This window comes from Photobacterium sp. WH24 (assembly GCF_019204055.1).
Taxonomy (GTDB): Bacteria; Pseudomonadota; Gammaproteobacteria; order Enterobacterales; family Vibrionaceae; genus Photobacterium; species Photobacterium arenosum.
Map to the genome: position 1 here is coordinate 70,191 of NZ_JAGSOZ010000009.1, position 26,175 is coordinate 96,365.

Sequence of the window (26,175 nt, forward strand, 5' to 3'; positions counted from 1 at the left end):
GCAAGGCTTTGTTGACTAAATCGGCTTGAATTTTTCTCACGGTCAGCGATCTGATCAAGAAACGTTTCTATCAGGCCATCTCCATGGGAAAAAGCACTTACCGTACTGATAACTGGAAAGAGTACAATCAAGCGCTGATTAATCGCGGCTCACTGACATTTTGGATAGATGAGGAAGCGATAAGCGGTTGGTTATGCTCAGAACATCACGGTAACCGTGGACGCGGCTATCAGTATTCAGACACGGTAATCATGACTGTGCTTATGGTCAAGGTGGTCTGCCTGCCAGTAAGCGAGGTTTCAGTATGAGTGTTGCCATAAAATGGCATCACTTTATCCTGAATAAATTGCTCAATTAAAGACAGACGACCAGAGGCTGTGTGATCGGCGTACACAAGGGGTTTGATGCCGAAAGGGAATGCACGGGCCATTGATCGCCAATTACAGACTGACGTAGATAGCCTTTGTTTACTAACATATTTACCCTCACAGATTATGTGTTGATGGATTTTTCTGCAATGATCAAAGTCATTTCACCAAAAGGTGTTTGCAGAGGAAGAGAGCGCAAGTTTGCTGGCGTGTTGGCTTCGAGTGCGGCTTCAACTTGCCCGGCTTCCAGCGAAAGTGGTCCATTGACTAATTCGGCAGGTAAGCGCCCCAGGATGTGAAAAGCTGGCTGCGTGCGCGCCGTATTGAGCGACTCATGAAAACTGATGAAAGTACCGCCGGGTTCCAGCGCCTGCCAGATCTGGTTAATACACTGGTTGAGATCTTTGGCAAAGTAGAGGGACATGGCAGCGATGATGAGCTGATATGGTCCTCCGAAGTGAGCTTCATTCATGTCCCCGGGCAGAAAATGGATTGCTGATGCTGGTTTGTTTTCCGCCAAAAGTTGCTGACTCAGGTGTTCGCAGCAGGGCGGCAGATCAAAGATTGTGATTTCGCATTGTGGTGAACAATTCAGGATATCCTGAGCGAGCTGGAGCGATCCCGCGCCAAAGTCCAGAATGGTTAACCCAGTATCCCAGCCTTGCAGTGTGCCCAACACAGGAAGAAGGATCGGGTTGCGTACACTGCGGTGGAAAGCCTGCAAACCGGTCGTCGCCTGCTGCCAGAATTGCGTATTACGCATGTTCAGTTCGGTTGCAGACTGGTGTGGCAACTGGAGTGAATCATGAATACCTGCCGGTGAGATTGATTTTACACGGGCAAGGTGAGTCAGGGTATCACCAAGGTATTGCGCTGAATGGCTGAGCAGATAGGGGCAATACGGCGCATTTAACTTGTAGCCGTAATCAGACTTACTCATCAGCGCCATGGCAACCAAGGCATTGAGCAACAACTCAAGGCGTTCAGGATCCCAGTGATGTTGTTGCGCGACGACATCAACAGAATTGTGCTGTTCAAAGTGGTCAAATAAGTGGTGTGAAAAAGCAAACTCCAGGACCTGCCAGCGAACAGGCCCTAAGAGTGATGAGAATAAAGCGTGCTGTTCTGGGGTGCCACAAAGTGAAGTCATCATGGCAGGCTCACCATTGGTAGTTCGCGGTTATTGAAAATGTGCGCGGCTGCGTATCTTCGACAATGGCGCCAGCCGGTGTGTTGACCGCACGGCTGAAGATTTCTTCATCAAAGAGATTATTGACTGCAAACGTCAGCATCACTGGGCTCAACTGCAAGTCGGCACTGAAGTCGACCACTTCATACGCATCTTGTTTAAGGGTGTTTTGGCTGTCGAAAAAATAGGTGTCGCTGCCTCTGACTGCCAGTTCAGTGGCCAGTGTTGGTAACGGCGCATATTTGAGACCGACAGACCAGGTGTAATCAGGGGTGTATGGCAGGTCATTCGTTGACTGACCCGAGGTGTTATTACGGGTTTGCTGACCTTCACCATGCTGCAGGCCGACTTGAGTTCTGACGGACCAGAGTGGGTTGATCTGCCAGTCAGCCAGCATTTCTAAGCCATAAATATCCGCTTCAGCGGCATTCGTAATTTTCTGAACCATACCCGGCAGAATGTCGAGCATCTGCTTATCTCGGATCTGGTTATAGAAAAAGGCTGCTTCTACGTGTAGGCCGTGATCCAGCCAGTCACTCTGATAGCCAGCTTCAAAGCTGTTGGTGTATTCCGCATCGTAGGTGAAGTTGTCATCTGACAGTGTCCACTTCCCCTATGCTGAGACAGTCTAAACTGGAGATTTCTGCCACATAACAGCAGGAGATCACCATGAAGAAGTCACGGTTCACCGAAACACAGATAGTCGCGATTCTCAAAGAAGCGGATGCTGGCCTGAAGGTCGATGATATTTGCCGCCAGCACGGGATTAGCAGCGCCACCTACTATAACTGGAAAGCCAAATATGGCGGGTTGGATGCCTCTGAGCTCAAGCGGATCAAAGAGCTTGAAGCAGAAAATGCCAAGCTCAAAAAGATGTTCGCAGACGTCAGTTTAGAAAACCAGGCCATGAAGGAGCTGTTCGAAAAAAAGGGTTGGTAGCCAGCAGCAGGCGCGATTGTGCATGTATGTTGGTGGCTGCAGGTCTTAGTGTCACCCGTGCGTGCCGACTCACGCTTTTGGGACGGGCCAGCTACTACAGAAGTCCCAAGGATTGGCGCATTGCCGACAGCGATGTCATCGATGCCCTGAACGCGGTGCTTGAGAAGTCACCCAATGCAGGATTCTGGAAATGCTTCAGGCGAATGCGACGAAAGGGAAAAGGGTTCAATCATAAGCGCGTATACCGAGTTTACTGCCGAATGGGATTAAACCTAAAAAGGCGACAAAAACGCGTATTACCGGCTCGCATCGCTACGCCATTAGATGTGGTGAATCAATCGAACTATCAATGGGCACTCGATTTTATGCATGACAGCTTATATTGTGGCAAGCGTTTTCGGACACTGAACATTCTTGATGAATCGACCCGAGAATGTCTGGTGATAGAAGTGGATACGAGTTTGCCCGCAGGACGCGTGGTGCGCGCCTTAGAGCATTTGAAACAAGAGCGAGGTCTGCCAAAACAGCTTCGAATGGATAATGGGCCAGAGCTGATATCGTCCCAGTTAACCGACTGGTGTGAGGTTCATAACATCGAGCTGGTTTATATCCAGCCAGGAAAACCTCAGCAAAATGGGTTTGTAGAACGCTTCAACGGGTCATTTCGCCGCGAGTTCTTGAATGCCTATTTGTTCGAGTCACTTGAGCAGGTTCGGGATATGGCTTGGGTATGGATGTGCGATTACAACGAAGAGCGCACCCACGAGAGCTTAGGCAATATTCCTCCGGCTGAATACCGGAGGCAACTGGAAACCTCTAGTTTTGAATTGTCTCGCTAAAGGGGAAGTGGACATTTCCGATTGCTGGACGGACTGTGCCAGAGGGACCAGCCAATGGGCCAGTAATTCAAGTGCGCTTCCTTCGGCTTTTATACGATCAAAAGGATTGTGAAGCGGGTTACTGATGATTGGGGCAATCCATTCATGATTTTTTTGCTGTACGGCCACTTGAGCGCAAGGCATGGTAAAAATGGCACTAAAGACTTTATCTTTTTCGCAAAATGCTTTTTTAAGGCGTTGAGTCGGAATTTTCAGAACAGCCATTTCGTGCAGCACACCAGCACAGCTGTAACGGTAATGTTGCCAGTCAGGTTGAAAAGCCAGATGTCGCCGACATTGATGCTGTGAAGTGTTGCTGGGTCAAAGCCTAGCTGACTTTGACCTTTTAAACCAAATACCATCAATGTGGTGTCGCTGTGATATTCGATTCTTGATAAAAGTGGTTCATCGCTGTTATAGATACTTTTGGTAAAACAGACATCTTCTGCCAGACGGAAGCAGCGAAAGTGGTTTCCCCCTTATTTTCAGGGAATGTGATGTCGTACCATCCTAATGGGTTGAAAGCACACTGCTCATGTAAGCCGGGTGTGATCTGTGTGACTTGTGAAACTCCGGCCGTCGTGTCCTTGACAAGAAGGTGATGAATAGGCTGAATTGACATGTCCGTATTCACTTGGTAATAATTATCATTTAGATTACCTAAATATATATGACTCTATAGTCACATGCAATGATAGGCGTTACAGATGCGTATGATGGAGTGTTCATTATCACTCTGTAATCAGAAGTTTTTGATCGGTTTTCCTTGTGCACGGTGCGGAAAATCAAGAATAAAGACTTTGAGTTTATTTACTCACCGCGCGGAATATTCTGCAAATGGAGAATAAAATCTTCCGCAGCCATTGTTTCGTCATTAAAGAAGCGAAAAATTTCACTGGATGTGGCGCGCTGGGCTATTGGACTGACGGCCATAGAATCAACAATGCTGGGAATTAACTGCCCAGATTTTGACGATTTCTCCATGTCGGCTTTGGCATTGACTGAGCAGCTGTTGTAGCCCTTCAGGGGGATATCGTTTCGTGCCGGAATGGCACCTTTCAAGGCATTAAACGATTGCTGAAAGTCTGGCGAAGATAATGTTTTGCTGACGATTTGAGCAGTGTCCGCATTGGTGCGCGGGCTGTCGAACAGTGCGAAGCTGTCCATATTATAAATAAAGCCTGTCTGTTTGGATGGGGTCGGGTAGCAGCCAATGGCGGAAGGCACTGCGATGTTATTGGCGAGCAGATCTCCCAGAACCCAGTCACCAGAGATCTGGAATGCCCGCTCGCCCTCTATCAGTAATTGCGTCCCCTCATCCCAGCGCATGTGGGACATGCCGGGTTTGACCAGTTGGCTGATCGCGCGGAAACGCTCAAGGATGTCGTACGTGGTCTGGCTGTTGAGTGCCTGCGGCTCCATATTGATAAAGGCGCGCCGGTAGTAATCCGCTCCGCCATAACCAAAGGCGAGATTTTCAAACAAGAGTGCCACCTGCCACGGGTCTTTACCCAGTGCCAGTGGCTCTACCCCGTTTTGTTTTAACCGGGTAAATACGTCGATCAAGGCATCCCAGCTGGTAGGCACGGCTAAACCGTATCGGCGCAGGACGCTACGATTGATCCACATCCAGTTCAACCGGTGGACCGTGATGGGGATCGCCACATAGTGGCCCTGATACTGGTTGGTGTCCTGTGCGATCGGCAGCAGATTTTTCTGCCAGTTTTGTTCAGTCGCCACCTGGTCCAGTTTATGAAGAAACCCCAGGGCGGCCCAGGACTGAATTGACGGGCCTTCCAGTTGTACGATATCGGGTGGCGTGCCTGCAATCGCGCGGGCCTGGAGGATAGACATAGCTGTGTCGCCCCCTCCGCCTTGTACGGGCAGATCCAGAATCGACACGCCGGCATCCTGCAGGGCTTTTGTTGCCAGATTGAAAGCGGCAACTTCACCTTTGGCGGTCCACCAATGCAGAAATTCCACTTCCTGAAAGGCAGTGGCGGGTGGTGTCTGGGCGTTTGCTTTTGATCCGGTACCGGAGACAGTGAATACCAGAAGGCTCATGAAAAAGAAAAACTTCATTCGTCTCTCATCAATTGAATATAAACAATCAGTCCCTGTTCAGGGTGGTTTTGCAGGGTGAGATCGCCGCCGTGGCTGCGAGCAATACTGCGGGATATGGTGAGGCCAAGACCGGAACCCAGCTCATCTTGCGGGTTCACCCGGAAATAGGGCTCGAACACTTTTTCTGTCCACTTTTTATCCAGACCCGGGCCGTAATCTCTGAACGTCAGCAGAATACTGTCAGCTGTTGATTTCAGTTTGATATCGACTTTTTCGCCGTATTTCACGGCATTGTCCACGATGTTATACAGGCAACGTTTCACGGCCAGCGGTTTGCCCAAGTAATGCACCGGTTCACCGGGACTGAGCTGAACCTTGTCAGTATTCCGGTTGTAGTAACTGGCACACTGTTCAACCATCTGGGTCACATCGATCCACTCAGGCTCTTCGTGAATGTCTGTGTCCCGAATACATTGCAAGGCACCTTTCAACATCAAATCAAATTCATCGAGTATTTTTTCGAATCTGGCTTTTGCTTGTTCATCATCAAGCATTTCAGTGCGTAATTTCAGACAAGCCAGAGGCGTTTTCAAATCGTGGGAGATTGCGCCAAACAGCATTTCTCTGTCCCGGATATAGGCGCGGACCCGACGATTCATTTTGTTGAATGCGCGAACCGCAGCCCGGGTTTCCTTACTGCCTTCTTCTTCGACTTCCTGTACATAGAGTTGCCCGCTCATCAGCGTCGCCGCTTTTGCCAGCCGGCGAATCGGGCGAATTTCCAGGCGCAATAACCACACGGTACACAGCACCAGTAACAGAGAGGAAATGCCGAGGAACATCAACTGCTTTTGATCGATAAACTGCGGTGACAATGCTGAGAAGGGGACAGGTAATGTCGCAGCCAGATAGAACCATTCCTGTTCCGACATCTGGATTTGCATCACGACAATCGGTAAATCCATATCGCCCAGTGCCAGGCTGTACCCCGCCCATATTTCCGGCAGAGCATCCAGTTTAATGCCTGAGTTAAAAACCCGCAGATCCTGACGGCGACTCAGAGAGACACTGGCCTGCTCGGCATGAGGTATTTTTTTGCTCAGGACGTCATGTGCCGCGGACAGCAGAATATCAGTGCGTGAATTATTGGCAGGAGGCACAACAGGTAATTGGTGTTGATTGATCGATATGAAGAAACGGGTGCCGCCCATTTCACGGATCTGGTTCAGAATAAGGTAGCGATAATTGACTGGCAGCGCATGAAAATAATTATACGTGTCGGCCGCATTCGACATCAGGCTGACCATGGTCTTTTGCAGGTTCTCGACTTCTTTTTTGGCGCTGGACTGATACCAGATCAGCCCGGCAATCAGCTCGGCAATCATAATGATGATCAGCAAGGTCGCCCCAATCCGAAACGTAATGGATGAACACAGCGATTGCAGGGTTGTTAGTTTTAGCAAAGGCGGCGTATTCATACACTATGAACATCGCTGGCCAGCATATAGCCTTTGTTTCTGACCGTCAGAATCAGCGAGCGCTCTTCGTCGTGAAGGTGTTTTCTCAGGCGGCTGATTTGTACATCGATACCACGCTCAAAAGGGTCTGCATCCCGGCCCCAGATACAACGTGCGATATCGTCCCGGCTCAGCAACTGGTGGGGTTTTTCCAGCATCAGGCTGATCAGGTTAAAGTCTGCGCCTGAAAGCGCTACCACTTCGCCACTCGGGCTGATGAGTCGTCGTTTGATCAGATCGCACGTCCAGCCCGAAAACTGCAACTGATGCATCGCTGTTTCACCCTGCGCCGGTTGCGTTCGCCGCAACAAAGCTTTAATGCGGGCGAGCAGTTCCCTGGGGCTAAAGGTTTTGGTGATGTAATCATCCGCCCCGATTTCAAGACCTGCAATGCGATCAATTTCGTCGGTGACGGCGGTGAGCATGATGATAGGCACGTTCGAGCGCTGGCGAATTTGCCGGCATAAGGTGAGTCCATCATCGCCAGGCATCATGATATCGAGGATGATCAGATTTGGTTCGGCACGGTGGAAATGCTCCCACATTTCGTCACCGTCACCGGCGGTCAGCACATGGAATTCTGATCGCCCAAGATATTCTGTGAGTGCATCCCGGAGTTCCTGATTATCGTCAACGACGAGTATGGTTTTCATTTCCCTGAGGTTTTTCATACCTGACCAAGTTGCATAGTTCGATACTGTATCTGATACATCATTTCTTATGGCAAGGCTACCTGTATAGCGCAAATTTCACGCACTGTGCAATCTGGGTATGTAACAGGCTACTTACAAACTCATAGGTTTTTGTAACCTTCAGCACGCTGCTTTTCATTACCTTATGACTGTACCCCTACCAATACATGAAGGATCGAAAAATGATTAGTAGCACCTTTGGGTTATTACAACGGATAGGCAGGTCGCTGATGCTGCCTGTTGCTGTCCTGCCTGTCGCGGGTTTACTGCTGGGGATAGGTTCAGCGAACTTCTCCTGGATGCCGGGCCTGGTCTCAGACATCATGGCGATGTCGGGCGATGCCGTGTTCAGTAATCTGGCACTGATCTTTGCGATTGGCGTGGCGCTGGGCCTGTCAGACAATGACGGCGCTGCAGGTCTGGCAGCGACTGTGGGTTTCGCGATTATGACAGCGACCATGGGCGTGATGGCAAAACTCCATGGCATTGAACCGGCCACCATTATCGGGATCCCAAGCCTGAACACCGGGGTTTTTGGCGGGATCATGATAGGGGCTGTAGCGGCTTCTCTGTTTAATCGTTTTCACAATATCAGACTCCCTGAATACCTGGGTTTTTTTGCCGGCAAACGTTCTGTACCCATTATCACCGGTATCACAGCCATCTTCCTGGGCATCTTCCTGAGCTATGTCTGGCCACCCATCGGGAATGCGATTGACAGTTTCTCGCACTGGGCGGCCTACCAGAGTCCGACGACTGCATTTGGTCTTTATGGCCTGGTGGAGCGCTCGCTGATCCCATTCGGATTGCATCATATCTGGAATGTGCCTTTCTTCTTCGAAGTGGGTGAGTATGTCGATCCTGAAACCGGTAAAGTCATTAAGGGCGAAATCCAGCGTTATCTGGCTGGCGACCCGACTGCGGGCAATCTGGCCGGGGGATATCTGTACTCCATGTGGGCGCTGCCTGCGGTTGGTCTGGCGATTTACCACTCGGCACGTCCTGAAAAGCGTGCGCTGGTTGGCGGTATCATGGCATCAGCAGCATTAACCTCCTGGCTGACGGGTATCACTGAGCCGATGGAATTCGCATTTCTGTTCGCCGCGCCGGTACTGTATGTGATTCACTGTATTCTGACCGGCCTGGGTTTTGCGCTGATCACCAGTCTGGATATTCACCACAGTGTGACTTTTGCCCATGGTGCAATCGACTTCCTGATTTACTACCCGCTGTCGCAGAATGCGTGGCTGTTTATTCTTATTGGCCCTGTGTGGGCGCTGATGTACTACACCATTTTCCGTGTGCTGATCGCCAAGCTGAATTTGATGACTCCCGGCCGGGAAAGTGATGAGTCTGAGGTCAGTCATCTGTCTGAAATCGGTAATGAGCTGGCGCATACGCTGGTTCAGGCACTGGGCGGCAAGGACAACATCAAAAATGTAGATGCCTGTATCACCCGGCTGCGTGTCAGCGTGCGCGATATCAGTCGTGCGGATATTCCGAAAATTAAACAACTGGGCGCACGTGAAGTGCTGGTGGTCGGCGATAATCTGCAGGCCATCTTTGGAACCCAGTCAGATAACATTAAAACTGAGATTAATGCCGTTCTCGTTGCTTCAAACTGATACAACTCAGGGCGGTTGATTCCGCCCTTTTTATTTTTGTTCGTTGAAGAAAAGGAATAGAAAATGCGTTTTAAAACTACTTCACTGGTGGCTGGATTACTGGCAACAGCAAGCTGCATGGCTCCGGTTGCTCAGGCGGCGCCATTGGATGTCAATCAGGATAATCTGTATTTTCTCAGTCCGCATCCGGATGATATTTTGCTCACTTTTGGCGGTTTGATTAATAAATTGTCAAAAGAAGGGACGCTGGCACAAAAAACAAATGTTACCGAGGTGTACTTTTCACTGTCTAACTACACGACCAACCATTTAAATGAGCTGACGAATAAGCGCGTCTTTGATGTGTCGACCATGCGTTACAAAGAAGATTTTGAAGCGCACATCAAGATGTTCTCCAAATGGGATCATTTCCGCTATAAGACCGCTGGTTTTTATGATGCGCCATTGCGCAAATATGAAGGTTCTCCAACTGCTGGCGGCGGCCCTGCCGGTACTTTTTCCGATTTTCGTCAGGATGAAATCGGGATTTATGAACGTATCGCCGCAGACGTGACACCCATTCTGAAACAGGAGAACTGCGCCGCGTTTGTGCTGCTGGCCAATGGCAGCCATATCGACCATTTCATCGTTCGTGAAGCGGTCATGAAAGCGGCGCATGATCTGGGGGCAGAGGCGAAGTGTCAGATTTATTTTGGTGAAGATCAGCCATACACAGGCTCGAATCCAGACAATGCCATGGATGAGGTGAACAGCATTCAGGCGCGTCTGCCGGCGAACGCAATCACGCCAATGACATTCTGGATTGATAAACAACAAAAAATTGATTCGTTTAAAGAGTTTTATCTGAGTCAGTATGATCTGGGTTACATCCCGCCTCTGGAAAGCACCGACTACGAAACCATTTATAAGTGGGATAAAACCACATACAGCGCATTGCAGCCGCATGCACATTGTCAGTCGACCTATTGTAATTTGCAGTAACGGACATGTTCAGTTCCCCCTGACATATCCGCGTGGCAACAAACCGGGCCGATGTTATGTGCCCGGTGTATTGATGACTGATCCGGCGCTTGATTTCAGCGATGCAAGGGGCGCGGTTCAGGATCAGTAGGGTGATAAATCGATACGCTCTTCATCAATTCGGCTGGGTGAGAGGACAATGGGAATCGCCTTGGAGATTGGGGTATCACTCAGATCACCGACACTGTCTAATGCCACCAATGGATTGGTTTCTGGAAAATAGGCGGCAATATTGCCGGCGGGAATGTCATAACTCACCAGTTTAAAACCATAAACCGTGCGCTTGACGCCATCGGCGGACAGGGACGTGACATCAACCCTGTCACCCGGCGCCATGCCGAGCGCTTCAATATCAGTGGGGTTGACCATCAGGACTTTGCGCTCGCCGGAGATCCCGCGGTATCTGTCTTCAAATCCATAAATGGTGGTGTTGTACTGATCGTGAGAGCGAACAGTCTGCAGCACAAAAACAGGATCGTCGCTCAGTTCACGCAGATTGGCCGGCAGTAAGTGAGTCGGCAGCGGATGCGCTTGAAAGGCGGCTTTTTGCGAGTCGGTATGCCAGATTCGCTCTGCCGCACTGTTACCCAGATAAAATCCGCCCGGCTGTTTCAGCTTCTGGTTCATGTCGGTAAAGCCAGGGATCGTTTTGGCGATAAGATCGCGAATCCTGTCATAGTCTTCGATCAGCCAGTCCCAGTTAACCGGATGATTGCCCAGCGTCGCTTTGGCGATACCGGCAATAATTGCTGGTTCTGACCGCATTTCTGCTGTGTCGCTTTCCACTACGCCGCCTGAGGCATGCACCATGCTGAATGAGTCTTCGACGGTCACCGATTGCGGGCCGGAGAGTTGCCGATCGACATCTGTGCGGCCAAAACACGGCAGGATCACACTGTCTTTCCCTGTGATCAAATGGCTGCGGTTCAGCTTGGTCGCGATGTTGACGGTGAGATCGCAGCTCGCTAATGCCTGCTGGGTCAGCCGGGTATCTGGGGTAGCAGATGCAAAGTTGCCACCCAGCCCGATAAAGACTTTGCTCTCGCCTGCCAGCATGGCCCTGATCGCCTGAACCGTGTTATGGCCGTGCGCCGCCGGTGGCGTGAAACCAAAGGTGTTTTCTATCGTCTGGTTAAACGCAGGAGTGGGCTTTTCATTGATGCCCATGGTCCGGTCACCCTGCACATTGCTGTGGCCGCGCACAGGGCAAAGACCGGCGCCGGGCTTGCCGAGTTGTCCGAACAGAAGCTGTAAATTGGTTATTTCCTGAATGGTATTCACTGAGTGTTTGTGCTGTGTGATCCCCATCGCCCAGGTGATGATCACGCGCTCAGAATGCCGGTACAGGCTTGCTGCGTATTCCAGATCGGGTTGCGTCAGTCCAGATTGTTCAGTGATCACAGACCAGTCCGTCGCGTCCACTTCCACCAGATACGCCTCTAGCCCCTGGGTGTGAGCCTGAATGAAGTCGTGATCAAAAATGGAGCCCTTGCCCTGTTCAATTGAGCTGTGATCCATAGCGATCAGTGCTTTCACCATGCCGCGTATCACCGCCATATCACCACCCAGTTTTGGCGTGAAGTAATGGCTGCTGATTGTCGTGGCACCGCCGGTCAGCATTTCTGCCGGCGACTGCGGGTTGGTAAAGCGCTCTAAGCCGCGTTCTTTCAGGGTATTGAAAGTGACAATAGCGGCGCCGCGTCTGGCGGCCTTTCGTAAGGTATCTAGCATGCGGGGGTGGTTGGTGCCCGGGTTTTGTCCGAACACAAATATCGCATCGGCTTTTTCGAAATCATCAATCCGCACTGTACCTTTGCCGATCCCGATTGATTGCTTGAGCGCGACCCCGCTTGCTTCGTGACACATGTTGGAACAATCCGGGAAGTTGTTGGTGCCAAAAGCCCGGACAAAAAGCTGATACAGGAAAGCTGCTTCGTTGCTGGCACGGCCAGAGGTGTAGAACTCGGCCTGATTCGGGGTGTCCAGCCCTTTCAGATGCTTCGCAATCAGTGAAAAAGCCTCGTCCCAGCTGATGGGCTCATAATGATCCGTTTGCGGGTTATAACGCACCGGATGGCTGAGGCGGCCTTGATATTCAAGGAAATAATCGCTTTGCTGACGTAACCAGCCAACAGGATACTGGGCAAAGAAATCCGGTGTCACCCGGCGGCTGGTTGCCTCCCAGTTCACGGCTTTGGCCCCGTTCTCACAGAAGCGGAAATGCCCTGGCTCTTCGGTTTCGCCCCAGGCACAGCCCGGGCAGTCGAACCCCTGATCCTGATTGGTTTTCAGCAGATTACGTATGTTGCGGGTGATATTTTCACTTTTCACCAGGTGACGGGTGGTGCTTGCGAGCGCTCCCCAGCCACCGGCTGAGCCTTTATATTTTTTCACTGTCATGGTGATTGACTTCCTGCATGGCCTGGGCGATGGAATAAAACAGAGCAGACCCATAAAGATACCGGTTTCTATAGTATGACGACAGGCCAGACAAAAATGTAACCTTATCCACAAAATATGTATGGGTAGTCTGTTGTTTTATGAATTTTCAGCCATTTACGTCAGAGGGGCATATTCCGTTGGTACAACGCACTGTGATGAATCGGTCATCCCGATGACTGTTACTTTAGCGTTACATTGAACCCCAAGCGTTTTGGGCCGGAGTCTGGTATCTTACATTTTTGAGTCGTATATGTGCAAAGATGCTGCCTTTATCTGTCATGCGTACTTGTTTACCATGCCGGAAATGGCCGCAGTGAGGAAATCAGAATGGTTGCGGACAAGTCAGTACTGGTCGTGGATGATGATCAGGAGATTCGTGAACTGTTGGGCGAATATTTGGGTAAGCAGGGCTTCCGCGTTGTGACAGCAGAAGACGGTGTGGCCATGAAGCGGGAGCTGACTATCAGTGAGCCGGATTTGATCTTGCTGGATATTATGTTGCCCGGCGAAGATGGGTTCACGTTGTGCCAGCATGTCAGAAAAACGTCTGCGGTTCCGATTATTATGCTGACCGCCGTATCAGACGAGATGGATCAGATTGTCGGACTGGAGCTCGGCGCGGATGACTATATTGCCAAGCCATTCAGCCCCCGTCAGTTAATGGCGCGAATTAAAGCGCTGCTGCGAAGAGTGCAGCCTACAGCGTCGAACCAGCCGGTAAACCCGACGTTGCCAAAAGCCTTTTTATTCGATCACTGGCGTCTGGATACGGCTGCTCAGTCCCTGCAGGATACTCAGACGCAGCGCACCTATGAAATGACCAACAGTGACTACGCGTTGCTTTTATTGTTTCTCAGCCGTCCCAATGAAGTGCTCGACCGGGATACGATTTTCTTCGCAACCCGCGGGCGTGATGCCCAGCCGTCTGAGCGTGCGGTCGATGTCCAGCTGAGCCGGTTACGCCAGCGTCTGGGTGACAAAGGGCGCCAGCAGCGGTTAATTAAAACCGTGCGGGGAAACGGCTATCTGTTTAATGCCGACGTCACATACGAAACGGATAACTGACCGGAAAGCTGAGCCGATGATCAACTGGAAAAAATGGTGGCCTAAATCACTGATGGCCCGGACCTTGTGGTTTACCTTGCTGGCTGTGTTTCTGGCTCAAATGATTGCCACTTTGATCTGGTACGGGCAATCCAAGCGCCGGGATCTGGCTGGACTGGAATCGGCAGCCACCAGTATGGCCACCATGTTTGCTTCCACGGTCACTTTTTTTGAATCTCTGCCATTGCAGTACCGGCACATCGTTTTGGATCAGATCCGGAACATGGGGGGCACCCGTTTTTTTGTCTCATTCAATGAAGAAGAAATCCGGATCGACCCGATTCCCGGTTCCAGTATGAAAAACACCGCGGTCAGAGCGATAGAGGAAGTCTTGCATGACAAGCTGCCGCGTCTGGATGTGATTCGGGTGGAGTTCTCCCGCCCCGAAACCCTGCATGTCCTGAAAAATGACATTCTGCTAAGCGATTTACCCCGGTCCTGGGCGCATTACACACTGAGCCTGGAACCGCTGAATCCGCCGATTCTGGTGGTGCAGCTGGAACTGGCGGACAATGAGTGGCTGTATATCGCCGCTTTGCTGCCTGCACCATACTCCACGCTGGAAGATGAGATTATCACCAAACAGCAAGTGCTGTTTCTGCTGTTCATCACCGCCTTATTACTGTTCTTCACTTATACGATGATCCGGCGTCAGACAAAACCACTCAAACAGTTAGCGGATGCGGCGAATGCCCTGAGCATGGATATTTATCAGCCACAGCTCAAGGAAGAAGGGGCCAGTGAACTGGTTACCGCCACCCGGGCATTTAACCGGATGCAGCAGCGGCTGCGCCGTTATATTGATGACAGGGAACATTTGTTTTCCGCCATTTCCCATGATTTAAAAACCCCAATCACCCGCCTGCGGCTGCGTGCTGAACTGCTGGAAGATGACACGAAGATCGACAAGTTCAATAAAGATCTCGATGAACTGGAAATGATGGTCAAAGGCGCGCTGCAGACAGTACGCGATACCGATTTGCATGAAAACCTGGCCCAGGTAGACGTGGCAGAAGTGATGCGCAGCATTGCTGAAGGACATAACAGAAACAGCACGAAAGTGCATCTGCCTGACTCTGTCATTGCGCCGCTGATGGGGAAGCCATTGGCCCTGAAACGCTGTTTAAGTAACATCATTGATAACGGGGTCAAATACGGGCACGAAGTCTGGGTGCTGGCTGAAGACACCACAGAGAATCTTGTGATTCGGGTGCAGGACAGAGGGCCGGGGATTCCTGAGGATAAAATGGACAGTGTTTATGAACCTTATGTCAGATTGGCGACCGATGACGAAGGTCATGGCCTCGGCATGGGGATAACACGCAACATTTTACATGCACACGGCGGTGAAATGTCTATCCGCAATCGGGAACAAGGCGGGCTGGAAGTGACTATGATTCTGCCTCGTCTGATGGACTGATGATATTTGCATCTGCTTAGAGCGGGTGCGGCGTAAAGTAAGAGAATTTAAATGAACATGAGTTTTTCAGCGGGACGGTGTCGGGCGCTGTCGCTGGCAGCAGTGTTAATGACTGCCTCTGTATCGGCATTCCTGTCTGCGCCGGTCTGGAGTGCATCTGATGCGGGTCAGCAACCAGAGCAAGAGGTGGAAGTGCTGCACTGGTGGACAGCAAAAGGTGAAATGAAAGCTGCTGAAGTGTTACAGGACAGCCTGGAGCAGCAGCATATTGGCTGGAAGAATTTTGCCATTGCTGGTGGCGGTGGCGAAAGTGCCATGACAGTACTGAAAAGCCGTGCTGTGTCCGGGAATCCCCCTTCAGCGGCACAGCTGAAAGGCTATGACTTGCAGGAGTGGGGGATGCTGGGGTTTCTGACCCGTCTGGATGAAGTGGCAGATGCTCAGCGCTGGGATCAGCTTTTGCCGCCTGTGATCAGTCAGATCATGAAATATCAGGGCCATTATGTGGCTGTGCCGGTGAACATTCACCGGGTGAACTGGTTGTGGATTAACCCCGACATGCTGGAAAAAGCAGGTGCGGCGGTGCCGGATTCGCTCGAGTCGTTTTTTGCGGCGGCAGAGAAACTCAAGCAGGCCAATATTGTGCCTGTGGCCTTGGGCAGTGACCCCTGGCAGGAAGTAACCTTGTTTGAATCTGTGGCGCTGGCAGTGCTGGGCCCACAGGGTTATCGTCGTGCCTTTGTCGACTTAGATTCAGACATGCTGGCCGGTGAGCAGATGGTGGACGTTTTCCGTCAGTTTGAGCATATGCGCCAATACATTGATGTGAAAACCAAGGCAATGGAATGGAGCGATGCCAGTGCCATGCTGGTGGAAGGGAAAGCCGCGATGCAGTTCATGGGGGACTGGGCGAAGGGGGAGTTTTCTGCATTGGGTAAAACACCGGGTCAAGACATTCTGTGTGTGCCTGCGCCGGGTACCCAGGGTTTATTTACCTATAACATCGACAGTTTTGCTTTTTTTAAGCACAACGATGATCAGAGTATCCAGGCGCAGGAAACGATGGCGCATACGATTTTGACCCCCGCTTTCCAGCGACAATTTAATTTAGCGAAAGGCTCGATACCTGTGCGTACCGATGTGGATATGACAGGTTTTGACAGCTGTTCGCTAGCCTCAGCCGCCGCATTTCAATTAAACCAGCAGAACAATACGTTAGTCCCCAGTATTTCTCAGGGGCTGGCCAGCACCAGCTATGTGCAGGCGGCGATTTTTGATGTGGTGACTGACTTTTTCCACAGCAAGCAGGCTGATCCGGAAAAAGCCGCGAATCAGCTGGCCCGGGCCGTTAAATCAGCACGCTAAAGTGCTTTCCCAAGCCTGTGTTAAGCCGCTTTGTTTGCGCTAGGATTAGTACAAACAGGATTGGTGCAAAAGACTAACGGGGAGTTTGCGGCTATGAAATTGCTATATATTGTTCGTCATGCCAAGTCATCCTGGGATGACCCGGAATTGGATGATCATGATCGCCCGCTCAATGAACGGGGTCTGAAAAATGCCGCTGAGATGGCAGGCCGGTTTGCCGCCTGGCAGGCACTGCCTCAGCGAATTTTATGCAGTACTGCTGAGCGGGCATTCCAAACCGCACAATTTTTTGAACAGGCGCTGCATCCGCATCCGACTGAGCTGGCCACCACTGTGGGCTTGTATACCGATTCAGCCTATGAAGTCGTCAGTATCATTCAGTCGGTGCCCGACGAGGTCGAACGGCTGATGGTGGTTTGCCATAATCCCGCTATCAATGAGCTGGTGGTCCGGCTTGGATTAAAGACAGACAATGTCCCGACCTGCGGCCTGGTGGTGTTTGCGATTGAGGCAGAAAAATGGGAAGCGTTCGGACCGGAAAATAGCCAGTTGCTGTATTTTGATTTTCCGAAACGTTTGGCTCATTAAGGCGCTGCGCTAACAGGGATTGGCTTTTTGTCACAGAGAATGTCTCTTGAGCATCGAAAGATGCTCAAGAGACAGGTTATCGGCGAGCAGGCGTTAACTGACTTCCGACATTTTTTGCACGGCCATAACAACATCGTTAATACTGTCTTCAATGTCTTGAATGGATGTACTCGCTTCTTTGACTTTTTCCATACTGCTTTCTGCGCGAGCAATAATCTCCGTCATTGACGATACAGCCTGAGTCGTAAATTGGCTGTTTTGTTTAACCACATTATCAATTTTTACTGTCGACTCATTGGTGCGCGAAGCTAACTGGCGAACTTCATCGGCAACAACGGCGAAGCCGCGACCCTGATCGCCTGCTCTGGCTGCTTCAATGGCGGCATTGAGCGCCAGCAGATTGGTTTGATCTGCAATCGCGGAAATGGTGTCTACCATGCTAGTGATGGTTTTGGACTGTTCTTCCAGTTGGGATATTACATTTGAGGTTGAATTTAACGCCTCAACCATTTGCGTCATCTGATCGATAGCCTGATTACCCGAACTGCTTCCCTCGGCGGATAACTGCCGGGTTTTGACTGATAAATCATAAGCCAGTTGACTGTTTTCCTGGCCGAGAATGACGGCCTGCGTAATGTCTGTGGCAAATTTAATGACTTTATATAATTTACCATTGGTATCAAAAATGGGGTTATAGGTGGCTTCCAGCCACAAAGGCTGGCCAGCTTTGTTCACACGCTCAAACTTACCGCCCATAAATTGCCCCTGATTCAGCTGGTACCAAAAGTGCTGATATTCAGTGGATTGAGCATAGGCGGGCGTGACGAACAGCCGATGGTGCTTGCCTTTGATTTCTTCAAAAGTGTATCCGACCGTCGCTAAAAAGTTGTCATTGGCGTGCAGGATATTTCCATTGAGATCAAACTCAATCACTGCCATAGAGCGGGAAACCGCCTGTGTCTGGCTGGCGAGTTCATGGTGGTCAGCGACTCTGGCTGAGGTGTCAGAAGCCATTTTAATGACTTTGTAAACGCTCCCTTCATCGTCGAAAACCGGACAATAACTGGCTTCCAGCCAAATCTCTTTCCCGTTCTTAGTCATGCGCTGGAACAGACCTTTAATCTGCTTGCCCTGGCCAAGCTGAGACCAGAATTCTTGGTATTCCTGGCTTTTTTTGGTTTCATCGGTACAAAACATCCGGTGATGCTTACCCTGAATCTCATTCAGGCTATATCCCATGGTATTGAGAAAATGCTGGTTGGCGGTGATGATTTCCCCGGATGGTGTAAATTCAATCGATGCAAAAGCATCACTGATGGCTGCTAAAGTATGTTTGGCTTCCTGTAGTTGTTGTTGAAGTGTGTTGTACGCATCTTGAGTTACGTTATTCTTGTTAGATAACCCGAACATGTCACAGTCCTTGTCGATATATGCCCTCTAGCTGAATATAGAACAGAGAAATATGTTTAAAAGAGATATTTTTCGAGCCTTTGAAAAATCAGTAAAAGCTAAATAGTGCACCTATTATTCTGTAAATCTGTAACTTCAATGACTTATCTGCTATTAACAAGTTCATTTATTATAAAAAATGTCGTCTGAATTGAAATCAGCAAGGAAAAATGGCTAATTTATTGTCTGAAATGAAGTGTGACAGCCTCTGATATTTTCAATTCTTGTGATCCCACTTCAATTAATATCATTCATTATTGTTTTCTGATTTCTCTGAGTAATTAGGGTGTTGAATGTATAGGTTGTTTTTTAGTCACAATTCACTTTTTCATTCAGGCTGGCGATAAAAAAAAGGTTGGGTTACACGAGGTTAGTCTTGCCGATTCCGCTGTAATGCTCGGGTAGGGTATTTTCAGCCGGGAAAGAATGACAGCTCTCCTGTAATGGCCGGAACTCAGGCTGTCACAGTTCCGGCAAGTTTTTGAGTGAAATGGCAAATTGGCTCAGAAGTAATATTCCAGTGCCAGCTCGATGAAGTCGTCTTTACGGACAAAATACAGTGGACTGTCAAGCTGGCTGGCACTGAACCACCAGGCATTCGCCCGCCATTTCCAGTTGTTGTTGATCCGCGCGGAGGCTTCAATTCTGCCGGTAGACTCCTGACTGTTGTCCAGATCCTGATTAATCCCGAATAAAATTTCTGTGCCGTCTATGTCATTGAGCGCAAATCGTGTGCCCAGAAACAGGTCATTCTGATTCAGACTCAGTGAGCGGGAATCGTACTGATACTCGGCAATCAGGCCAAGATCCCAATAGGTATCGAAGACACCGACCAGGGTGTATTCAAACCCGGTCACGACAGCGGAGTGATTTTCCAGGCTGTCACGGTAAAGCGCTTCAAGTTTTAATAGCCAGCTGCCGAAAATGCCCTGAATATCCATGCTGGTCTGGTCCATCTGGGCGTAGAATGGCGTCAGGCTGGTACGCCCCGGCAGAAAGTAGGGATCTCTGTTGGTGCCCTGAAAAAAGCTGGCGCCGACATCCCAGTCGCCAAAATAGTGGCTGTAGCGTAATGACCAGTCGAGATGTTCCTGTTCAGCTGAAGATTCATACAATGCATCGTCATTCACCGGCAGTGGCGTCCGCAGGCGCCCGTCTTTACCGGCGAACGTACGTTCACGGAAGTAGGGGAGGATGAATGCATTCACTGTGCCCCAGTCTTTGACGGCGGCAACATTGATCATCGGCTGCCCGAGTTTTTGTTCGCCGTCGACAGATTCGACGTTATCGGTCTGGTTGATCACATCCACCAGGTGAATGGACTCTGTCACGCCCCAGAAAACTTTCCCGACGCCCACTCTGAGCTCATAGTCATCGATCAGCTGCAGATACATGAATTCGCGAAGATCGAAATGGGTCCGTTCATCGTCCATGCTGTCCCAACGGTAGAATGGCTGAATGGTCAGTCTGGCGTCACCGTCCTGCCACTCTGTGTACCATTCGGGTTCTATCACCACAGAGGTCTGGCTTTTGTCCTGGCCTTCAAGACCAGGGTGCAGAAACTGACGTTGTTCAAGGTTTATCTGGCCGCTGATACCAGCTGCCTCTACCGAGGCAGCCAGAAACAAGGGCAATGCAGAAAATCGGTATATCATGCTTGCACCTGCCTGAGATTATTTGACGCGTTTGAGGCTGGACTTATTGAAATCGCTCTCATCAAGGCCATTGTTAAACGTCAGTTCATGGGTAGTCAGAACCGTTGTCTTGCCGGTCTGGCTGTTATTCATCGTCATCTTATGTGCGCGCCAGTATTTACCCAGGTACTGCTTGTAATCGTTAAAGGTCAGTGTCTTCAACAGGCTGTCTTTACGGTCATAAAACTCTACCTTCAAAGGACGGTAATGGTCTTTATCCAACCAGACCAGCTGTTTGGTATAGCCGGAGTACTCATCGGTCGGTATTTGCTGAACTTTGAAAACGGCTTGGTCTTGCATGGTTTCATCACCCAGGTAGGTGAAGTCGTATTTCTCCAGCTCAAAAGAACTTAAATCTTCATAGGCGAACTCGCTGCCCATGAAAGGGCCCGATTTATTGCGCGAAGCAATCCGTTTTACCCGTTTCAGCGCTGGCAGATACAGCCATTGATCGTCAGGCTTGGTGGTGTGGGCGAAATTCAGAAAGGCTGTGCCTTGTACATCACGGGGCTGGTCGAAAATCGTCAGGCCTTTATCGCCATCGTCAGCCACTTCCAGCGTCTTGATACGCATTTTTCGGGTACTGCTTTCACCTTGTGCGTTGGATAGCAGCATGGTCATTTCTGCAACGCTGTCTCCCCAACCGGTATCACGCAGTTTTCTCTCTTTGGCTATCTCTAACCCTTGTTCGTTACCTGCATGGCATACCGCCGGTATGATAGCCATACCCAGTGCGGTAATCATGCCGATAGATGCCAGCCATTGTGTGATCCGGGCCGTTTTATCTGTCATGAGCTTTCTCCTTCATCTTTGGCTAAAAGGTTATTGGGCCAATGGTTTTGGGTTCATCGGGTTCTTGGTATCCAGTCTGGCGGTCTCGGTGTCAGCCTGTTCCACCGGTTTACGGTCAAACAGCATCAGCATGCAGGGCAGCAGTAAGAAGTCCACGACCAGCGCAATGAAAATGATCAGAGCACTGAGCTGACCCATATCGCTGTTGAGGCGAAAACTAGAGCTGGCCAGTACAGAGAAGCCGGCAACCAGAACGACTGTGGTAATCCATAACGCGCGACCCACGGTGCTGAAGGCATAACGAACGGCTTCTTCGGCATTTCGGCCTTCTTTGCGTGCGATTTGATACTTGCTGAGGAAATGCACGGCGTCATCGACCACGATACCGAGTGTGAGCGTGACCACCACTGACAGCCCAAGGTTGATTTCACCTGACCAGAGTGTCCAGAGTCCGAATCCGAGAATCGCCGGGGCGATGTTGGGAATCAGGCTGATCACACCCAGTCGCAGTGAACGCAGAGCGAAAATCATCAGTGCGGAGATCAGCACCAGAGTCACCGGCAGTGTGGATAACATACTGGCCATGTTGGTTTCGCCAATATGGGCGAACATCAGGTTCGGGCTGGACGCCATAATGGCGTAACCCGGCGCATTGGCATCAAACCAGTCATTAATTCGTGCTTCCAGGGCTACCAGTTCTTTACTACCGACATTCTTGGTGGTCAGCGTCAGTTTGACGGATGATTTATCTACGTTGAGCTGGTTGTTCAGATCCAGACCGTAAGGCAAGGACATCTCATACAGCAACAGATATTGTGCGGCCAGCTCTCGCTCGTTCGGCAGGCGATACCAGCTGTCATTATCACCATGCATGTTTTTGTTCAGGCGTTTGTAAACATCACTCAGGCTGGCGACATGGTCGGTTTCCGGTTGTTCCCGCAGCCAGCCGGTAAACTGACTCAGGATGTTCAGGAAGCCAGGATCCGCGATCCCCTGCGGCTGGCCTGAGTCAATCGCAATGCTGATGGTGGTCATCCCGCTGATATTGTCAGCCATAAAGTCGGCTGCCTGGCGAAATTGGCTGTCTGTGGCGAAGTATTTGACCGGCTCGTCGTTGACCACATTGCGGGGAAGCAGCAGAGTAGCGCCGATCAGCACGATTACCGACACAGGCAGAAGGATGTTGCGGTGATTCACCACCAGATTGCCTAGTTTGTCGGTCCAGCTGGACTGACCGGCCGGTGTGACCGCCGGAGCACGGACGGGCAGCACAGCCAGCAATGCCGGTAGCAGGGAAACTGACAGGAAGCAGGCGATCATGATCCCCAGCGCGGCCAGATTGCCCAAATCACGCAGAATCGGTGAATCTGACGCATTCATCATCAAAAAGCCAAGCGCTGTTGTCACCGAGGTAATCAGGACCGGCATGGCATTGAGCCTGATGCTGTAGCCTATGGCTTCGTTTTTGAGCATGCCCCGCTGCATACCCTGGCGCATCGTGGCAATCACATGGACGCAGTCAGCCACGGCGAGTGTAAGCACCAGGGTGGGCACATTGACTGTGGCTGTGCTGAGGAACATGCCCGCCCAGCCGGACAGACCCATCGTGGACGCCACAGAACCGATAATCACAATTAGAGTTGCAAGAACACCGGTCACAGTGCGTAGCATTAATACCAGAAAAACCAGCACAATCAGCAGCATGGTCGGTACCAGTGTGCTGCTGTCTTTCATGGCCATGTCCATGAAAGTACGATTCATCGCGACAATACCTGCCTGATAGAAATCAACCTCAGGAAATTCGGCCCGGTATTTCGCCAGCAAGGTTTGGGAATAATCAGTAACGGTGGTGATTTCTGTCGTTTCGTCAACTTTAGGCATTTGTAAAGTGATGTTCACTACAGCAACATCACCGCTGGATGAGATAAGTGAATCACGGAGCAAAGGTTCTTGTAAGGCGACTGATTTCACTTTCGCGATACGCGGCGCATCAAGCGGGTACTCGTCTAACAGCAAATCTTCGACCAGCAGATCATCTTCAATCGCCTCTGTGTGCTGATAGTTTGCTAACGAGTCGACGCGGCTGGAAAAGGGAATCTGCCAGCTGTCGTTGGTCAGATCCCGGATAAGAGACAAGGTGTCGGGTGTAAAGACATTGCCGTTTTTGGGCGCAACAACAAAGCTGATGTTGTCTGTTTTACTGAATGTGTTCTGGATAGTGTTAAAGGCTTGCAGCTGGGGGTTATTTCCGTCGAAGAAGATGTTGTAATCTCCGCGGAAATAGAGGTTTTTGGCGCCGATAGTCGCGGCGATCAGCAGTGCCGTCATTATCGCCAGGACGATATAAGCACGTTTGATCGGTAAAGTGTAGATACTGTCTTTCATCACAATCTCCATGAGTGACGTTTCGTCAATACTTGGTGCTTTAAAGCCAGCATATATGCTGGCCGGGCAAGAATAAGTTACTTACTCATAGCGAATTTCAATTATTCAGCTACTTAGCAGCGTTAACACTCTCCAGTGTTCGCTGCAGAAAAATAAAATTATGACAAATCGTCAACTATGGTCTGAAAATAACCCGCATGAAAGCGGGTTATTACAGCAACTAACGACCCAGTTGCGACAGAAGATCGATCTCTTCCGCAAAAAAGGTCTGTTCAATGTGTTTCCACAGCCTTTTGTAATCCCTTTCGCTGGACAGTGGTTTCCAGTTCATTCCATCTAATAACATATTGATGTTATTCAGAATGGTGAACGGATCCTGCAGGCGATGTATACAGCGACTATTGGTAGCATTAGCAATCAACGCATTCGATCCCAATGCCAGCGACCAGTTTGCAAAAACCACCGCATCGGTACTGACGGCCGCAGACATAGCCAGACTGCCTTCTTTCAGAGCACGATTGACGATTGCATCAGCATTATCAATCATTTGCTCCTCAAGTTGATTCAACATTTCCACGCGTGCATTGGATGCTTTATCGATAACCCAGGGGGTTTTCGCAGTCAGCAGACACGTCGATAGTATGGGTTCGAGTCGGGCAAATATATGGTACGCAACGTGGACACCCATCAGAATATCCCGGCTGCTGCCTTCCATATCTAACACCCGGTTGAACAGGGTCATTTCAACCTTTATGGCATGGCTGCATAATGCCACTATGACGTCTTCTTTACTGCAGAAATGGTTATACACCGTTCCTTTAGAGTAAGGACTGATCGACGCCAGCTTATCCATGGTCAGGTTAGCAAAACCTTCCTTGTTAACCAGATCTTTGGCAAGCATGATCAGCTCGTGATCGCGTTCTGCAATCGCTTGCTGTTTCTTGGTTTTGGGTGCTCGCTCTCCAGAGAAGATGGCACATCTTTCTTTATTACAGTTCAACCCGAACATAACTTCCGACTTTTAAGTTGTCAGTTGCGTGAATATATTGCAACTCCTTCTGTGAGATGCTGGTGCTCCTGTAAGTTTCTGCTTTACAAGAAGCAAGCACCCTGTAATCAGTTTAACACGAATACGACAAGGGTAAATCACTACAAAAATGACGATTAGTCAAAGTTGACTTATCGTCATAATAGCTACTTATGCGCAGAGATCAATACCGGTGCTGAGAATTATTTGTTCTGTCCCGATAAACAGTGGTTGTGGCAGGTAATAAAAAACCGCCAGAGCTGGCGGTTTAAGTGTGTTTGCCCTAAATCAAAGCGCTTAAAGCGCAGTGCGGAGTATGGCTTCACTGTCGGCAAGACCGATTTTGCCGTGTTCGCCTAATGCTGTCATGCCGTGCTTTTCCAGACCGCTGAGCAGCACGCGAATATCGCTTTCATCCAGTTCGACATCTTTTAAGCGGGTTGGCACCTGCATGGCTTTGAAGAAAGCTTCTGTTTTGGCAATGGCGGCATAGATACGCTCGTCATCGTTACCTTCAGCGATACCGAAAATACGTTCTGCATATTGCAGCAGTTTGGCTTCTTTTTCCTGACGTCGCTCTTTCATCACGGCGGGAAGCACGATACTCAGAGTGCGCGCATGATCAATGCCGTAGTTGCCAGTGAGTTCGTGACCTATCATGTGCGTAGCCCAGTCTTGCGGGACACCGACACCAATGAGTCCGTTCAGTGCTTGCGTGGCTGACCACATAATATTGGCACGAACTGCCAGATCTTTAGGATTAGTCAGCGCTTTCGGGCCTTCTTCAATCAGGGTTAACAGCAAACCTTCAGCGAACCGATCCTGCACTTTGGCATTCACCGGAAAAGTCAGATATTGCTCCATCACATGGATGTACGCGTCAACCACACCGTTACTGATCTGGCGAGGAGACAGGCTCAGAGTGGTTGCCGGATCCAAGACGGCGAAAGCTGGCTGGATTTTAGATGACATGAAGCCAATCTTGTCGTTACCGCGTGACACCACAGAGGCTTTATTGCTTTCGGAGCCCGTTGCCGGCAGTGTCAGAATGCAGCCAATAGGCAGAGCATTATCCACTTTTAGCCCTTTAGCCCACATATCCCACGGGTCTGCGCCTTCATAGCAGGCTGCTGCCGCTACAAATTTGGTGCCGTCAGCGACTGAACCCCCACCGACTGCCAGCAGGTAGTCGATGCCTTCAGTTTTGACTGTGTCGACCGCTTTCATCAGCGTGTCGTATTGCGGGTTTGGCTCAATGCCAGCGAACTCAGTCCATTGGTGTTCACTCAGCGCCTTAGCAACCTGATCGTAGACACCGTTAGCTTTGATAGAGCCACCGCCGTACAGCACCAGTACTTTGCTGCTTTTAGGAATTTCGTTGGTGATTGCAGCAATCTGACCTTCACCAAAATGAATGCGGGTAGGGTTGTGATAGCTAAATGGGTTCATCATTGCTCTCCAGGTTTGCCTGTAAGATATAGTGTGCTGCAAAGTGTAGGTGACAACATGCCTCGCTGTAATACACGATTCTGCTTAATTCTTGCCTGATTCTGCTTTACACTTTTATTCGTACGGTTATTCATCAACACTAAGCCATCTTGAACAATTGAGTTCCGA

The 26,175-nt window shown here is 50.1% G+C and carries 20 protein-coding genes and 1 pseudogene; 8 read left to right on the top strand and 13 right to left on the bottom strand.

Annotated features, from left to right (window positions below):
- Positions 1-83 precede the first annotated feature (83 nt).
- Positions 84-278: pseudogene (locus KCG43_RS12415) on the top strand (transposase); the annotation flags it as partial.
- Positions 279-492: 214 nt separating this feature from the next.
- Here KCG43_RS12415 and KCG43_RS12420 read toward each other — a convergent pair.
- Together KCG43_RS12420 and KCG43_RS12425 are read right to left on the bottom strand one after the other, a co-directional pair.
- Positions 493-1,521, bottom strand: a complete 1,029-nt coding sequence (locus KCG43_RS12420) for a trans-aconitate 2-methyltransferase (RefSeq protein ID WP_218385259.1) — start codon at positions 1,519-1,521, stop codon at positions 493-495.
- Between the two features lie 7 nt (positions 1,522-1,528).
- Entirely contained in the window at positions 1,529-2,158 is a 630-nt protein-coding gene (locus KCG43_RS12425) for a TonB-dependent receptor domain-containing protein (protein WP_218385429.1), read from the bottom strand.
- A gap of 68 nt (positions 2,159-2,226) precedes the next feature.
- On the opposite strand from KCG43_RS12425, the gene KCG43_RS12430 reads away from it, so the two are divergent.
- Positions 2,227-3,335 (top strand): IS3 family transposase gene (locus tag KCG43_RS12430; RefSeq protein ID WP_218385261.1). Its coding sequence is split into 2 segments (ribosomal slippage): positions 2,227-2,479 and positions 2,479-3,335, totalling 1,110 coding nucleotides; the frame shifts between segments, so codons are not numbered across the junction.
- A 400-nt stretch (positions 3,336-3,735) separates the two neighbouring features.
- Here the strand turns inward: KCG43_RS12430 and KCG43_RS12435 are convergent.
- The 4 genes from KCG43_RS12435 to KCG43_RS12450 all read right to left on the bottom strand — a co-directional run bounded on the left by KCG43_RS12435 (position 3,736) and on the right by KCG43_RS12450 (position 7,626).
- Positions 3,736-3,996, bottom strand: a complete 261-nt coding sequence (locus KCG43_RS12435; RefSeq protein WP_218385264.1) for a hypothetical protein — start codon at positions 3,994-3,996, stop codon at positions 3,736-3,738.
- A gap of 188 nt (positions 3,997-4,184) precedes the next feature.
- Positions 4,185-5,456 (bottom strand): ABC transporter substrate-binding protein, encoded by a 1,272-nt coding sequence (locus tag KCG43_RS12440; protein ID WP_218385266.1) that lies wholly within the window; start codon positions 5,454-5,456, stop codon positions 4,185-4,187.
- Positions 5,453-6,916, bottom strand: coding sequence for an ATP-binding protein (locus KCG43_RS12445; protein ID WP_218385269.1), 1,464 nt, complete (start codon positions 6,914-6,916; stop codon positions 5,453-5,455). The genes KCG43_RS12440 and KCG43_RS12445 overlap by 4 nt, the downstream gene beginning before the upstream one ends.
- On the bottom strand, positions 6,913-7,626 hold the full coding sequence (locus tag KCG43_RS12450) for a response regulator transcription factor (RefSeq protein WP_218385271.1): 714 nt from the start codon (positions 7,624-7,626) through the stop codon (positions 6,913-6,915). Before KCG43_RS12450 ends, KCG43_RS12445 begins: the two co-directional genes overlap by 4 nt.
- Before the next feature lie 203 nt (positions 7,627-7,829).
- Between KCG43_RS12450 and ptsG the strand changes: the two genes are divergently transcribed.
- Entirely contained in the window at positions 7,830-9,272 is a 1,443-nt protein-coding gene (gene ptsG / locus KCG43_RS12455) for a glucose-specific PTS transporter subunit IIBC (RefSeq protein ID WP_218385272.1), read from the top strand.
- 63 nt (positions 9,273-9,335) lie between these two features.
- On the top strand, positions 9,336-10,253 hold the full coding sequence (locus tag KCG43_RS12460; protein ID WP_218385273.1) for a PIG-L family deacetylase: 918 nt from the start codon (positions 9,336-9,338) through the stop codon (positions 10,251-10,253).
- A gap of 123 nt (positions 10,254-10,376) precedes the next feature.
- On the opposite strand, the gene KCG43_RS12465 is transcribed toward KCG43_RS12460, so the two are convergent.
- A complete protein-coding gene (locus tag KCG43_RS12465) occupies positions 10,377-12,692 on the bottom strand; it encodes an FdhF/YdeP family oxidoreductase (protein ID WP_218385274.1) in 2,316 nt (771 codons plus the stop codon).
- Between the two features lie 369 nt (positions 12,693-13,061).
- Between KCG43_RS12465 and KCG43_RS12470 the strand changes: the two genes are divergently transcribed.
- The 4 genes from KCG43_RS12470 to KCG43_RS12485 all read left to right on the top strand — a co-directional run bounded on the left by KCG43_RS12470 (position 13,062) and on the right by KCG43_RS12485 (position 17,211).
- Complete coding sequence (locus KCG43_RS12470; protein ID WP_218385275.1) at positions 13,062-13,799, top strand: response regulator; 738 nt, start codon at positions 13,062-13,064, stop codon at positions 13,797-13,799.
- Between the two features lie 19 nt (positions 13,800-13,818).
- On the top strand, positions 13,819-15,258 hold the full coding sequence (locus tag KCG43_RS12475) for an ATP-binding protein (RefSeq protein WP_218385432.1): 1,440 nt from the start codon (positions 13,819-13,821) through the stop codon (positions 15,256-15,258).
- Positions 15,259-15,345: 87 nt separating this feature from the next.
- Positions 15,346-16,623, top strand: coding sequence for an ABC transporter substrate-binding protein (locus tag KCG43_RS12480; RefSeq protein WP_370630689.1), 1,278 nt, complete (start codon positions 15,346-15,348; stop codon positions 16,621-16,623).
- A gap of 93 nt (positions 16,624-16,716) precedes the next feature.
- Complete coding sequence (locus KCG43_RS12485; RefSeq protein ID WP_218385276.1) at positions 16,717-17,211, top strand: histidine phosphatase family protein; 495 nt, start codon at positions 16,717-16,719, stop codon at positions 17,209-17,211.
- Positions 17,212-17,304: 93 nt separating this feature from the next.
- Here KCG43_RS12485 and KCG43_RS12490 read toward each other — a convergent pair whose 3' ends face one another.
- The 6 genes from KCG43_RS12490 to KCG43_RS12515 all read right to left on the bottom strand — a co-directional run bounded on the left by KCG43_RS12490 (position 17,305) and on the right by KCG43_RS12515 (position 26,007).
- Positions 17,305-18,621 carry a PAS domain-containing methyl-accepting chemotaxis protein gene (locus tag KCG43_RS12490; protein WP_218385277.1) on the bottom strand — a complete coding sequence of 439 codons (1,317 nt, stop codon included), beginning with the start codon at positions 18,619-18,621 and terminating at the stop codon, positions 17,305-17,307.
- A 542-nt stretch (positions 18,622-19,163) separates the two neighbouring features.
- Positions 19,164-20,315, bottom strand: coding sequence for a hypothetical protein (locus tag KCG43_RS12495; RefSeq protein ID WP_218385279.1), 1,152 nt, complete (start codon positions 20,313-20,315; stop codon positions 19,164-19,166).
- Between the two features lie 18 nt (positions 20,316-20,333).
- Entirely contained in the window at positions 20,334-21,098 is a 765-nt protein-coding gene (locus KCG43_RS12500) for an outer membrane lipoprotein-sorting protein (protein ID WP_218385438.1), read from the bottom strand.
- Positions 21,099-21,176: 78 nt separating this feature from the next.
- Positions 21,177-23,531 carry an RND family transporter gene (locus KCG43_RS12505; protein WP_255558026.1) on the bottom strand — a complete coding sequence of 785 codons (2,355 nt, stop codon included), beginning with the start codon at positions 23,529-23,531 and terminating at the stop codon, positions 21,177-21,179.
- Between the two features lie 220 nt (positions 23,532-23,751).
- Entirely contained in the window at positions 23,752-24,540 is a 789-nt protein-coding gene (locus KCG43_RS12510) for a TetR/AcrR family transcriptional regulator (RefSeq protein WP_218385281.1), read from the bottom strand.
- A 315-nt stretch (positions 24,541-24,855) separates the two neighbouring features.
- Positions 24,856-26,007, bottom strand: coding sequence for an iron-containing alcohol dehydrogenase (locus tag KCG43_RS12515; RefSeq protein ID WP_192016463.1), 1,152 nt, complete (start codon positions 26,005-26,007; stop codon positions 24,856-24,858).
- Positions 26,008-26,175: the final 168 nt, after the last annotated feature.

Coding starts and splice junctions, on each gene's coding strand:
- KCG43_RS12420 (WP_218385259.1), bottom strand. CDS start 1,521: ATGATGACTTCACTTTGTGGCACCCCAGAACAGCACGCTTTATTCTCA.
- KCG43_RS12435 (WP_218385264.1), bottom strand. CDS start 3,996: ATGTCAATTCAGCCTATTCATCACCTTCTTGTCAAGGACACGACGGCC.
- KCG43_RS12440 (WP_218385266.1), bottom strand. CDS start 5,456: ATGAAGTTTTTCTTTTTCATGAGCCTTCTGGTATTCACTGTCTCCGGT.
- KCG43_RS12445 (WP_218385269.1), bottom strand. CDS start 6,916: ATGAATACGCCGCCTTTGCTAAAACTAACAACCCTGCAATCGCTGTGT.
- KCG43_RS12450 (WP_218385271.1), bottom strand. CDS start 7,626: ATGAAAAACCTCAGGGAAATGAAAACCATACTCGTCGTTGACGATAAT.
- ptsG (WP_218385272.1), top strand. CDS start 7,830: ATGATTAGTAGCACCTTTGGGTTATTACAACGGATAGGCAGGTCGCTG.
- KCG43_RS12460 (WP_218385273.1), top strand. CDS start 9,336: ATGCGTTTTAAAACTACTTCACTGGTGGCTGGATTACTGGCAACAGCA.
- KCG43_RS12465 (WP_218385274.1), bottom strand. CDS start 12,692: ATGACAGTGAAAAAATATAAAGGCTCAGCCGGTGGCTGGGGAGCGCTC.
- KCG43_RS12470 (WP_218385275.1), top strand. CDS start 13,062: ATGGTTGCGGACAAGTCAGTACTGGTCGTGGATGATGATCAGGAGATT.
- KCG43_RS12485 (WP_218385276.1), top strand. CDS start 16,717: ATGAAATTGCTATATATTGTTCGTCATGCCAAGTCATCCTGGGATGAC.
- KCG43_RS12490 (WP_218385277.1), bottom strand. CDS start 18,621: ATGTTCGGGTTATCTAACAAGAATAACGTAACTCAAGATGCGTACAAC.
- KCG43_RS12495 (WP_218385279.1), bottom strand. CDS start 20,315: ATGATATACCGATTTTCTGCATTGCCCTTGTTTCTGGCTGCCTCGGTA.
- KCG43_RS12500 (WP_218385438.1), bottom strand. CDS start 21,098: ATGATTACCGCACTGGGTATGGCTATCATACCGGCGGTATGCCATGCA.
- KCG43_RS12505 (WP_255558026.1), bottom strand. CDS start 23,531: ATGAAAGACAGTATCTACACTTTACCGATCAAACGTGCTTATATCGTC.
- KCG43_RS12510 (WP_218385281.1), bottom strand. CDS start 24,540: ATGTTCGGGTTGAACTGTAATAAAGAAAGATGTGCCATCTTCTCTGGA.
- KCG43_RS12515 (WP_192016463.1), bottom strand. CDS start 26,007: ATGAACCCATTTAGCTATCACAACCCTACCCGCATTCATTTTGGTGAA.